The 13453-nt window shown below is 34.8% G+C and carries 7 protein-coding genes, 2 tRNA genes and 2 rRNA genes (1 of these 11 cut by a window edge); 5 read left to right on the top strand and 6 right to left on the bottom strand.

The features are described 5' to 3' along the window. The 5 genes from ACE94K_RS18595 to ACE94K_RS18615 all read right to left on the bottom strand — a co-directional run. Window positions 1-400, bottom strand: a 23S ribosomal RNA gene (locus tag ACE94K_RS18595); it reaches 2423 nt to the left of the window's first position. Window positions 401-662: 262 nt separating this feature from the next. Next, window positions 663-736: transfer RNA gene (locus ACE94K_RS18600), tRNA-Ala, on the bottom strand. A gap of 153 nt (window positions 737-889) precedes the next feature. Then, window positions 890-963: transfer RNA gene (locus tag ACE94K_RS18605), tRNA-Ile, on the bottom strand. 192 nt (window positions 964-1155) lie between these two features. Beyond that, window positions 1156-2681 (bottom strand): 16S ribosomal RNA (locus ACE94K_RS18610). The 16S and 23S rRNA genes sit together here with 2 tRNA genes alongside, the layout of an rRNA operon. Before the next feature lie 795 nt (window positions 2682-3476). Continuing rightward, a complete protein-coding gene (locus ACE94K_RS18615) occupies window positions 3477-4100 on the bottom strand; it encodes a DUF4294 domain-containing protein (protein WP_378175906.1) in 624 nt (207 codons plus the stop codon). Window positions 4101-4288: 188 nt separating this feature from the next. Between ACE94K_RS18615 and ACE94K_RS18620 the strand changes: the two genes are divergently transcribed. The 3 genes from ACE94K_RS18620 to ACE94K_RS18630 all read left to right on the top strand — a co-directional run bounded on the left by ACE94K_RS18620 (window position 4289) and on the right by ACE94K_RS18630 (window position 9791). Continuing rightward, entirely contained in the window at window positions 4289-5431 is a 1143-nt protein-coding gene (locus ACE94K_RS18620; RefSeq protein ID WP_378175909.1) for a M42 family metallopeptidase, read from the top strand. A 188-nt stretch (window positions 5432-5619) separates the two neighbouring features. Next, window positions 5620-7542, top strand: coding sequence for a transglutaminase domain-containing protein (locus ACE94K_RS18625; RefSeq protein WP_378175912.1), 1923 nt, complete (start codon window positions 5620-5622; stop codon window positions 7540-7542). A gap of 59 nt (window positions 7543-7601) precedes the next feature. Then, entirely contained in the window at window positions 7602-9791 is a 2190-nt protein-coding gene (locus tag ACE94K_RS18630; protein ID WP_378175922.1) for a DUF3857 domain-containing protein, read from the top strand. A gap of 63 nt (window positions 9792-9854) precedes the next feature. Here the strand turns inward: ACE94K_RS18630 and acs are convergent, their stop codons facing one another. Then, window positions 9855-11762 (bottom strand): acetate--CoA ligase, encoded by a 1908-nt coding sequence (gene acs, locus ACE94K_RS18635; protein WP_378175925.1) that lies wholly within the window; start codon window positions 11760-11762, stop codon window positions 9855-9857. A gap of 224 nt (window positions 11763-11986) precedes the next feature. Between acs and ACE94K_RS18640 the strand changes: the two genes are divergently transcribed. Beyond that, the gene (locus ACE94K_RS18640; protein WP_378175928.1) at window positions 11987-12544 is read left to right on the top strand and encodes an NUDIX domain-containing protein; all 558 of its coding nucleotides are present in this window, start codon (window positions 11987-11989) and stop codon (window positions 12542-12544) included. 99 nt (window positions 12545-12643) lie between these two features. Next, a complete protein-coding gene (locus tag ACE94K_RS18645; protein ID WP_378175931.1) occupies window positions 12644-13441 on the top strand; it encodes a hypothetical protein in 798 nt (265 codons plus the stop codon). The last annotated feature ends 12 nt before the right edge of the window (window positions 13442-13453 follow it).

Genomic DNA, 13453 nt, shown 5'->3' on the forward strand with positions numbered 1-13453 from the left:
ACTACTCAGGATACCACTAAATCAATATATCTTACCTATACGGGACTATCACCCTCTTTGGTCAGTCTTTCCAAACTGTTCTAATTCAATATATATCTTATAGCGTGGTCCTACAACCCCAATATTGCCGTAACAATACTGGTTTGGGCTAATCCGCGTTCGCTCGCCACTACTAACGGAATCACTTTTGTTTTCTTCTCCTCCGGGTACTTAGATGTTTCAGTTCTCCGGGTTCGCTCCTATTGCTAGGTGACATATCTTCAATATGCCGGGTTGCCCCATTCGGATATCTGCGGATCATAGTGTATGTGCCACTCCCCACAGCTTTTCGCAGCTTATCACGTCCTTCATCGCCTCTGAGAGCCTAGGCATTCCCCATACGCCCTTAATTAGCTTATGCGTCTTGCTTTTTTAACTACCATCGCTGGTAGTAACTTGCTCTTTTAGTTTTTTGATAATACAACAGTAACTATCGTATTATCACTTTTTTATTTTTGTCGTTAAATGTCTCCTGTGAGAACATCTAACGCTCGTATTCTTTAAATCAATATGTCAATGAACGTTTTTCTTATAAACAGCATAAAAATGATGAACATAAATACTTTTTCAATTGAATGAATCCTGTGTTTTATGAACTATCAATCCTTATACCTAAAGAATTGTGGAGAATATCGGAGTCGAACCGATGACCTCCTGCGTGCAAGGCAGGCGCTCTAGCCAGCTGAGCTAATCCCCCATTATTTGAAATTCAGAATTACGAATTTAGAATTACGAATAATGTGACTTAAACTCTATCTTCTAGAATTTCCTTTCAATACTATAATCAATGAACTTTCTTAAATTCAAAATGTAAAACTTCGAATCTAAATCTTGCAGCTTTGCTGCTTCGTAGTCTCAGGCAGACTCGAACTGCCGACCTCTACATTATCAGTGTAGCGCTCTAACCAGCTGAGCTATGAGACTTCTTCATAGTTGATGGTTGGTGGTTTTTTGTTGATCGTTATAAATATTTAAAAAAATACTAACAACTAACAACCAAAAACTAACAACTATTGTTTAATTAATTAACAGCATAAGACTAAAAACACTCCCAAAATACAATTCCTGTGTATCGTCTTTCTACCTACGCAGATCGCTCTGCAGACAGGTCTCTAGAAAGGAGGTGTTCCAGCCGCACCTTCCGGTACGGCTACCTTGTTACGACTTAGCCCCAGTTACCAGTTTTACCCTAGGCCGCTCCTTGCGGTGACGGACTTCAGGTACCCCCAGCTTCCATGGCTTGACGGGCGGTGTGTACAAGGCCCGGGAACGTATTCACCGGATCATGGCTGATATCCGATTACTAGCGATTCCAGCTTCACGGAGTCGAGTTGCAGACTCCGATCCGAACTGTGATAGGTTTTATAGATTCGCTCCTACTCGCGTAGTGGCTGCTCTCTGTACCTACCATTGTAGCACGTGTGTGGCCCAGGACGTAAGGGCCGTGATGATTTGACGTCATCCCCACCTTCCTCGCGGTTTGCACCGGCAGTCTTGCTAGAGTTCCCGACATTACTCGCTGGCAACTAACAACAGGGGTTGCGCTCGTTATAGGACTTAACCTGACACCTCACGGCACGAGCTGACGACAACCATGCAGCACCTTGTAATATGTCCGAAGAAAAGTCTATCTCTAAACCTGTCATACTACATTTAAGCCCTGGTAAGGTTCCTCGCGTATCATCGAATTAAACCACATGCTCCACCGCTTGTGCGGGCCCCCGTCAATTCCTTTGAGTTTCATTCTTGCGAACGTACTCCCCAGGTGGGTTACTTATCACTTTCGCTTAGCCACTCAGACCGAAATCCGAACAGCTAGTAACCATCGTTTACGGCGTGGACTACCAGGGTATCTAATCCTGTTCGCTACCCACGCTTTCGTCCCTTAGCGTCAATACATTATTAGTGATCTGCCTTCGCAATCGGTATTCTAAGTAATATCTATGCATTTCACCGCTACACTACTTATTCTAACCACTTCATAATGATTCAAGACCTGCAGTATCAATGGCAATTTTCCGGTTGAGCCGAAAACTTTCACCACTGACTTACAAGCCCGCCTACGGACCCTTTAAACCCAATGATTCCGGATAACGCTTGGATCCTCCGTATTACCGCGGCTGCTGGCACGGAGTTAGCCGATCCTTATTCGTAGAGTACCGTCAGAGCCTGACACGTCAGGCGGTTTCTTCCTCTATAAAAGTAGTTTACAACCCATAGGGCAGTCTTCCTACACGCGGCATGGCTGGATCAGAGTTGCCTCCATTGTCCAATATTCCTCACTGCTGCCTCCCGTAGGAGTCTGGTCCGTGTCTCAGTACCAGTGTGGGGGATCTCCCTCTCAGGACCCCTATCTATCGTAGCCTTGGTATGCCGTTACCATACCAACTAGCTAATAGAACGCATAGCCATCTTGTAGCGATAAATCTTTAATGATTAAATGATGCCATCTTATCATACTATAAGGTATTAATCCAAATTTCTCTGGGCTATCCCTTACTACAAGGTAGGTTCTATACGCGTTACGCACCCGTGCGCCGGTCGTCAGCATCAGTGCAAGCACTAACCTGTTACCCCTCGACTTGCATGTGTTAAGCCTGCCGCTAGCGTTCATCCTGAGCCAGGATCAAACTCTTCATCGTGTATTCTTAAATATTATCTAAAAACAACACAACAGAAATTATAAATCGTATCTCAAAAATGATTCTAGTCTTAATTCTTATTGTAAAACAATTATATAAATATAATCGCAATACGCGCTGTCAATCAATATATCAATGAACTTTAAATCCCTGCCTAAATACATCAGGACGCCTCTTAAATAAGAGAGAAGCAATCTGTCACAACCACTCCCGGATCTCTTGCTAGTAACTAAGGAATCGAACCCTAATAATGACCTAAATCACCATACTCCAGTATCACTCATTTCCGCTATGAACTATCGCTTGTTTCTCAAAGCGGGTGCAAATATACAACCCCTTTTTAATCCACCAAAACTTTTTTGAAAATATTTTGAAATAAATTAAAAAGCCCTAGAAAATCACCGTAATACCAAAACAAAAAAAATAGCACCACCGTAAAACAATAACGAAAACCTCAATGAACTTAACAAAACAATACCCCGTTTTGCGGGTGCAAATATACAACCCTTTTTCTAATCAACAACAAAAAGTATAAAGTATTTTTGAAGATTTCTTTAAACCACCTGGTTTTTAAAAAGTTGGAAAGCGAAGATAATAAAATTAATCAAAATAAAGGGCAATTTTTTCTAATAAAAATGATCACTAAGTCTAAAAATTTATCCAAAATCATTATTAGAACTACTTTTGTATTAGGGATAGTAGCAACATCCTTTTGTTTTTTTCGAGCCTATGGTGGTGTACAAAAGATATAGCGGATAGCCCGACCGGGAATTTATGACGGGGAATACCCTAAATTTAATTCTTCGTTGCTGTAGTCTTAATGGTATCTGTCCATTTATTTCTTAAATCATAAAAACTAAAGTCCAGTGCAGTTTTTTGTTCTTCTAAGATATTTGATTGAAAACTTCTTTGCAGTATATCCTCTATCCAATAATCTTCTTCGACATTAATTGGATCGTATTCTTCTTTTAAAGAAATACTAAAAAGTTTAGCTGTACTATTGTACCAAAAAGCTTTCCAGCCGCTTCTGTACTCTTTTACTAAATCAAACATGGTTTGCCCAGTTTGTCTGTGTACCAACTTTACCAAAATCTGGCCTTCCGTACGAGTCATTTTTTTAAGCTCTTCTGTAAATTCTTCTTCCATGTATTTCTGAAGTATTTTGATATACTTTTTACGAGCTCTTTTGGTCTTAATATTTTTTAATCTCTCATTCAATTCTGTTAATCGATCTGAGGCTAATTTTGCATAAGGATAGACTTTTCTGGTTTTACGCCGTAATATAAGGTACTTTCTTCTTGCCAATTTATCACTAAACTTAAGCTTACCTAATATCACTACTTCATCAAGATCAATAGCATCATGGGGAATGGTGTCACCTTCTATGATGTAATACTGCACATATCCCGATGTATCCATTTTTGTAGAGTCAACTTCACTCTGGCAAAAAATAGTACACGGAAATAATACCAATAATATGTATAGCAAATGTTTATGCATAGTAGGCAATCATCTTCTAAAATCGTTCCAAAATTAGTAATAAACACGTTGTAAACTGTAAAATCTTTGTGAATATTATTAACTTCGTACAAAACAAAAATACATAAATGGCTAAAAAAAGTATATTAAATAAGAAGTCTCTAACTTTTCTTGAGAAATATTTGAACAATGCAGCTCCTACCGGTTATGAATGGGAAGGACAAAAAATATGGATGGATTATCTAAAACCCTATGTTGATGAATTTATAACAGACACTTATGGCACAGCCGTGGGTGTAATTAATCCAAAAGCGACTTATAAAGTAGTTATTGAGGGACATGCTGATGAAATTTCCTGGTATGTTAACTACATTACAGATAACGGTCTTATTTATGTGATACGAAATGGAGGAAGTGATCACCAAATCGCTACTTCGAGGCGCGTAAATATACACACCAAAAAAGGAATTGTAAAAGGTGTATTTGGTTGGCCGGCTATTCATACGAGAAACAAATCTAAGGAAGAAGCTCCTAAATTAGATAATATTTGTGTAGATGTAGGTTGTAATACAAAAGAAGAAGTTTTAAAATTGGGGGTTCACGTGGGATGTGTAATTACTTATCCGGATGAATTTTTTATCCTAAACGAGAATAAGTTCGTTTGTCGCGCTCTTGACAATAGAATGGGTGGCTTTATGATTGCTGAAGTAGCTCGATTATTAAAGGAAAACAAAAAGAAGCTTGATTTCGGGTTATATATTACAAACTCTGTGCAAGAAGAGATCGGTCTAAGAGGTGCCGAAATGATTACTCATACGATTCAACCGGATGTCGCAATCGTTACCGATGTATGCCACGATACTACCACACCCATGATCGATAAGAAAACACAGGGAGAGACAAAAATTGGTGATGGTCCTGTAATTTCCTATGCTCCTGCGGTACAAAATAGACTTAGAGAAGTATTGATAGATACAGCGGAAAAGAAAAAGATACCATTTCAGAGAATGGCTTCCAGCAGAATGACAGGAACCGACACAGATGCTTTTGCCTATAGTAATGGTGGTGTAGCTTCTGCTCTGATCTCATTACCTTTACGTTACATGCATACTACAGTAGAAATGGTGCATAGAGATGATGTAGAAAATGTGATAAATTTAATTTATGAAAGTTTACTTGCCATCAAATCAGGTGAAACTTTTAGCTATTTTGAAACTCCAAAACCAGTATCAAAATCGAAACCAAAAACCAAATCAAAAAGTAAAAAGTAGACAAAGCTTTACAAAAGGACTAAACTGCATTTCTTTAAAAGAGTGCAGTTTTTTTTACGTTTATATTAAAACTATCCTTAGACAAAAAATAGCTCTTCGAGGAGCAAAACATCCTTTTATCGTGTTATATTGCTTTTTATCGGTAATTATTAATATATTTGCCGCTTCAATTTATTCTGAAAATTCCCATGACATTAAAATACTATTTTCTATTCTTTACATTATTTTCATTATCCATCGTAACCTCTCAAAAAAAGTTTGAACCTACAGAAGAAGATATCTCTTTGGCTAACAAAATAGCAGATTCTTTCCCAGATGAAGATGTAGCGTTATTGAATCATTCTGAGATTATAGATTTTGACTACAACAAAAAAACAGATAAGGTTATTGTTAAAAATAAAATCGAGCAAGAATTTATTAATTTAAAATCTAGAACTGAAATTCCTTTGTTTGTAGGATATGATGACCAGTCATCTATACAAAACATTTTTGTCAATCATAGAAATGGTCAATCTGCCGGAGTACGATTTAATGACGAATTTTACAATCAAGAAGATTTATTTCATTCTGACGCCAGAGTTAAATGGGCTGGTTTAAGCTTCCCGCTATTGGGATACAAATATACTTTTGGATATCATAAAAAGTATAAAGATGTTAAGTACTTTGTAAACACATACTTTGATAGTTACTTCCCTATTATAAAAAAAACCATAACAATAAATATTCCGAATTGGTTAGACATCGAAATCAAAGAAATGAATATGGATGGTGTTGATATTAAGAGAGAAAAAAAACAGATCAAAGGTAAAAACTATACTCAATATATATATACCATTGAGAACCTGGAGGCACTGACAAAAGAAAATAATAGTATGGGTCCTACTCATTATAGACCCCACTTGCTGTTTCTTGCTAAATCTCATACAAAGAACGATGTTAAAAAAGTATTATTAAATAATACCAAGGATCTGTATAATTGGTACCATTCCTTAGTAATGCAACTAAATGATGACATCGAACCTTTGAAGGAAAAAACACTATCTATTATTGAGAATTGTAATACCGACATAGAGAAGATCAAAGCTATATATTATTGGGTCCAAGATAATATTCGATACATTGCTTTTGAAGACGGAATTGCAGGATTTAAACCAGAAGAAGCTAATACAGTGTATAAGAAAAAATATGGTGACTGTAAAGGTATGGCTAATCTAACAAAGCAAATGCTAAAAATAGCAGGTTTTGATGCTCGATTGTCGTGGATAGGCACAAGAAGGATCGCCTACGATTATTCTTTACCTACTATTGCCGTCGATAATCATATGATTTGCACAGTTATAATTGATGGTCAAAAATACTTTTTAGATGCTACTGAAAAATATAACCCTTTTGGTACGTATGCTGAAAGAATTCAGAAAAAACAGGTGTTAATAGAAAATGATAAGGATTATATTTTAGATACGATTCCTTCAAATGTGTCTAAAGATAATATCGAAACTTTGGTTTCTAACTTAAAAATAGAAGATGAAAAACTCAAAGGAACTATCAAAAGAACCTATGAAGGAGAAAGCAAAACTGACTTTTTATATAACATCAATAACCTAAAAAAAGACAGAAAAACTGAAGTTTTAGAATACTATATCGGAAGAGGAGATAAAAATTTAGTGTTAAATAATATAAGTGTTACGGACATCACCAATCGAGATCAGGACTTACATTTATCATATGATTTGATTCAGGATAATGCTATCAGTAGTTTTGAGAATGAGCTTTATATAGATGTGGACTACTATAAAAACTATCAACAATTAGATTTTAACGAAAGAAAGACGGCTTTTGTACTACCATACAAAACCTTAGAAAATACTTCTACTACGATTGAAATTCCTGACGGTTATATAGTAAAAGAATTACCAAAAAATCTCACTGTGAATAATAAAGATTTTGAAATATCATTTAACTACAAAGCAGATAACACTAAGATTATTTACGAGAAACATATCAATTTTAAAAATGCAATGATCAGTAAGCCTGAATTAAATGCTTGGAAAGAATTTCATAAAAAACTAAAACAACAATACCAGCAACAAATAATATTAACAAAAGAATAAAGAATAAGGAAATAAAAGTCTAAAATCCATTCTCCGTTTGAACACAAAGTACCTATATAATGAAAAAAACTAATAATCTTATCGCAAGAATTATATACATTATCGTTTTTGCACAAACCATAGCTGTATATGGTCAGCTTCCTAAAATAAGCAATCTAGATGAATATATTTGGAACGAAGATGATGCATATGCGACATTACCCGCTATTCCTGACAAATGGAAAAATGAATCTGCAGTCATTATTTTAAGTGATTATGATTATTATTATTTTAAAGGCAATAAAGCCTTAAATACGTTCGTAATCACCAGAAAAATCATCAAACTAAATGATCAAGCGGCTGTAAATGCATTTTCTGAATTTGATAAACTGGGTCAAAATAAGGAATTAGTAGTGAAGATTATTAAACCGGATGGATCAGTTAATATTATTGATGTAGATAAAGAAAAAGTAGAATCTTCTGAATCAGACGGCACCGTACCTGTTGCGGGTGGTTTTATCAGAAAGTTTGTTAAAAAAAGTAAATTAGCCATACCAGATCTCGAGATTGGTGATATTATCGATTTTTGTATCTATTTTAAAGACAGGGAGCCGATAATTGGAGTACTAGAAGCTCCATCAGTGATTGACGTTATTAGTGGAGAGTATCCTATCATGAACTATGAATTGGATATTCATTCTAAAAAGGACTTTTTTATCAGTATTAAAACTGAAAACGGTGCCCCAAAACCTAAGGATATAAGTCCCGAAAAAGGGAGAAATACACAGTACTCTTTTAGTATGAAAGATATTGAGAAATTAGATCCTATTATGTGGGAATATACTTTATTAGATGCCCCTTATATTAAATTTCAGGTCGCTCTAGAAAAAGAAAAAAAAACCGAGGCCTTTGTTGGTGATGAAAAATCAAAAATAAAAGACAATGTTACCAAAGAAGAGGTTTTAGAATATTATAAAGGTATTACTGTTTTTGATCATGGATATAAAGGTTCTGATAAATACTTAAAAGATAAAGAATTATCTAAGGAAGAAAGAATTGAAGAAGCATATTATTATATGCGACAATATTATCTCAATCAATTTATTGAAGCCGCAGTAGCTTACAAAAATGATTTGACCGTTGATAATCCCTTTCAGTTTTATGTTTTTCCAAAATACATAACCGAGGAATTAAAGTTTATTAATTACTATGCTTCTTTTCTTAGAGAAGAAAAAATTCCATTTGAGATGATAGCCTCGATCCCAAGGAGCCAGGGAAAAATAGAGAACCTTTTATTTCCAGATGACATTACGCTTTTTTTGAAAATTAATATAGATCCAGAAAATCCTCTTTTTGTAAGTCAGTTTGGTAATCATACAAATTTCAATTACATCCCATACTATGTAGAAGGAAATGAAGCTTATAGTTTACAGACTGGAAAAGGACATCGACTAGAGACTATTAAAAAAGTAACTATTCCAGTATCCGATTACAAAAGAAACAATTCTAGTCAAGAATATAACATTTCTTTCGTTGATGGTTTTGAAAAAATAAAAGTTTCCAGAACATCTAAACTTAAAGGGCATAATAAGGTAAACGAAATTGACGATCGCCTAAATTCTTTAAATTTTACTGAAGAGGATCACCAAAGATACAACACAAAAAGATTGTATGACAGATTGAAGAAAAAGAGAAATAAGAAAAAATATGAAAAGGAATTTCCTGCATTTAAAGAAAAAATAACTGCTTTACAAAAAGAATCATATGAAAAAAGCCTTGAAGAAGAATTAGATTTTGAAATTGAAGATTTTTCATTTGAGGTACTTAAAACCGGTAGATATAACATAGAGGATGTGCTTAGTTACAAAGAAGAGTTTCTGGCAGCAAACGATTTACTTAAAAGAGCGGGACCTAATTATCTCTTTGAAGTAGGTAAATTTATTGGAGGACAAATTGCGGTAGAAGAAAAAGATAAAGGAAGAGAAGAAGACATTTATATGCCCTATCCTAGATCTTTTAATAATACTATTTCGTTAATTATTCCTGAGGGATATGAAGTAGCAGGATTAGAAAAGTTACAAATAGAAGTGAAGAATGAGACTGGAGGTTTCACCTCGAATTATACATTAGATGGTACTAAACTTACCATACATACTCATAAATATTATACACATAATTACGAACCTAACGCAAATTGGTCTAAAATGTTAGAATTTTTAGAAGCAGCGTATCAGTTTTCTCAACAGAAAATATTGATTAAAAAAATGTAAATAGTCAGCTTGTATTCTTTATTAAAAGCCTCGTTATCACGAGGCTTTCATGTTTTTTATTATCTACAAAGCATCATCCATTATTTTCTGAACAACTTCTGGATTTAGTAAAGTACTAGTATCACCTAAATTAGAAGTGTCTTTAGAAGCAATTTTTCTTAAAATCCGTCTCATAATCTTACCACTTCTTGTTTTAGGAAGGCCAGGGACAAATTGTATTTTATCCAGTTTTGCGATGGGACCTATCCGTTCTGTAATTTGTTGATTCACCTCCTTGCTCAGATTATCACGATCTCTTGATTCTCCCACTTCCTTCAGAATTACAAATCCATAGAGTGCATTTCCTTTGATATCGTGAGGGAAACCAACAATAGCTGATTCTGCCACTGCCGGATGTTCATTGATAGCATCTTCTATTGGTGCTGTTCCCAAATTATGTCCGGAAACAATGATCACATCATCTACCCTACCGGTGATTCGATAATATCCAACTTCATCTCTTAGAGCACCATCGCCCGTAAAATATTTATTCTCAAAAGCTGAAAAATAAGTGTCCCTATATCGTTGATGATCGCCCCAAATAGTTCGAGCCATTGAAGGCCACGGGAATTTAATACATAATCTTCCTTCAACCTGATTACCTTCTATTTCCTTTCCATTTTCATCCATTAACGCAGGTTGAACTCCCGGCATGGGAAGCGTTGCGTACGTTGGTTTTGTGGGTGTTGCAAAAGGTATAGGAGAAATTAGGATCCCACCAGTCTCAGTTTGCCACCAGGTATCTACTATAGGGCATTTTTTCTCACCTACATGATCATTATACCAATGCCAGGCTTCTTCGTTAATTGGCTCTCCTACGGTTCCTAAAACTTTTAAACTTGATAAATCATACTTAGTCACATAATCCAGATTCTCTTTTGCCAAAGACCTTATAGCCGTTGGTGCAGTATAAAATTGAGTAATCTTGTGTTTTTGTACAATATCCCAAAATCGACCAAAGTCTGGGTATGATGGAACTCCTTCGAACATTACCGTAGTTGCTCCGTTAGCTAACGGCCCATATACAATATAAGAATGCCCGGTAATCCAACCAATATCTGCTGTACACCAATAAATATCATCTTCTCTGTATTGAAAAACATTCTTAAAGCTGTAAGCTGTATATACCATATACCCAGCTGTCGTATGCATCATCCCTTTTGGTTTTCCTGTAGATCCGGAAGTATAGAGAATAAACAATGGATCTTCTGCATCCATGATCTCTGGAACACAGTTGTCGTCGGCATTGTCTAACAATGGTTGTAGCCATTCGTCTCTGCTAGCTTTCATGGTTATATCAGAGTTAATCCGTTTTGCTACTAAAACCGATTCAATACCAGGACATTGTTCTAAGGCTTCATCTACAATACCTTTTAAGTCAATGGTTTTAGACCCTCGATAAGAACCGTCAGAAGTAATGACCATTTTCGCTTCGCAATCATTAATTCTTGTGGATAATGCTGTAGCAGAAAATCCTGCAAAGACTACAGAATGTATGGCTCCTATTCTTGCACACGCAAGCACAGCAACTGCTAATTCCGGAATCATAGGAAGATAAATACACACCCGGTCTCCTTTTTTAATCCCTTTACTTTTAAGTACATTAGCAAACTTACAGACCCTTTTATGAAGTTGGTTATAAGTAATATGCTCTGCGGATTCATCGGGGTTGTTAGGTTCAAACAAAATAGCTGTTTTGTCACCCCTGACATATAAATGTCGATCGATACAATTTTCTGTAATGTTTAATTTTGCTCCTTCAAACCATTTGACTTCTGGTTTAGAAAAATCCCACTCTAATACATTATTCCATTTTCTTCTCCATAAAAAATGTTCTTCTGCTATTTCACCCCAAAAAAGCTCTGGATTACGAACAGATTTTCTATAAACCTGAAAATATTCTTCGAGATGTTTTATGTGATAGTTACTCATTACAATATAAGTGATTTATGTTTTTTCAATAATAGACTATGGTTTCGTTCTGATATCATTTAACCTTATTAGATAATAATATAAAATATCTTCATATTCCTGACACTTGTATAAATATATTACTTTAAGAATAGAATAAAATGCTATCTAATGAATAATTATGAAGTATTATAAATTTCTAAATTTTAATAGTACATTTAAAGAATATTCATTACCATCAGCACATGCCGGATGAACTTATCGATATCTTAAACAAAGACGGAAACCCTACTGGAGAGGTTAAAATGAAGTCTGAAGCGCATCAAAAAGGTTTGTATCACGCAAGTGTTCATATTTGGTTTTACACTAAAGCCGGAAAAGTCCTATTACAAAAGCGTTCGAGAGATAAAGGTACCTACCCTGATCTTTGGGACGTCTCTGTAGCGGGTCATATTGGTGCCGGAGAACGTGTGAAAAATTCTGCTCTAAGAGAAATTCAAGAAGAGATTGGATTATCTGTTTCTGCAGAAAATTTAAAATTTTTAAAAGTATATTTAGCAGAAAAAAAACCTAGGGCAGATCTGTTTGATAATGAATTTCATCATATCTTCCTTTCTGAATTAAAAGTTCCGTTAAAAGAATTATCCTTACAAAAGGAAGAAGTTTATGATGTAAAACTGATATCAATTAAAGAGCTACGGCAACAACTTGATGATATTGAATTATCAAAAGCATTTGTACCACACGGAACAGTGTATTTTAACTTCATTATTGAAGCGATCCAAACCAAATTAAAAAAATAGATTTAATAAATTTTATTTAAGGTATCTTACATGAATATTCTAAAAATATTTTTTTTCTATATCCTTTTTCTAAGTATGTTCTTTGGAAGTTGTCAAGATATGAAGGACACAGATCTTATCTTAGTTAATGATCTTTCTAAATTAAATCGTGAAATATCAGGTATTACTTTATTTCCTGGGGAAGAAATTATATACGCAATTAATGATTCAGGCAATAGTAATTCTATATTTTTATTAGACTTGAAAGGAGAAATTAAAAAAGAAATTCGTATTCCGAACACAAAAAACAAGGATTGGGAAGACCTTGCATACGATCACAAACATACTTTATACATTGGAGATTTTGGTAATAATGATAATGACAGAAAAGATTTGGTTGTTTATAAAATTTCCCAGATTTCATCTAATACACCCGTTGCTAAAGAAATACGTTTCACATTGGAAGATCAGAAAAAATTTCCTCCAAAGAAAAAGAACCGAAATTTTGACATTGAAGCGATGATATTTCGTAATAATTACCTTTATCTATTTAGTAAAAATCGAAACAGTAAATTTGAAGGAATCACAAAATTATATAAAATGCCGGCTCAACCAGGAAATCATGTAGCAAAACTCATCGCTACTTTTGAGACCTGTGGTGACGAAAAGGATTGTTTTGTCACCGGCGCAGCGGTTAATAAAGATGGTTCTAAAATTGTGTTACTGACTTATAATAAGTTGTTTGTCCTATCCGATTTTAAAGATGATGACTTTTTTGAAGGCAATATTGAAAAAATCAAACTCAATCATTACTCCCAGAAGGAAAGTATCTGTTTCAAAAATGACAGCATACTTCTCATAACTGATGAAGGAAGTGGCAAATCAGCTGGCAATTTATATGAATATCATCTAGACTAAATCTAATTTAAA

The sequence above is a fragment of the Aquimarina besae genome (assembly GCF_042434905.1).
Lineage (GTDB): Bacteria > Bacteroidota > Bacteroidia > Flavobacteriales > Flavobacteriaceae > Aquimarina.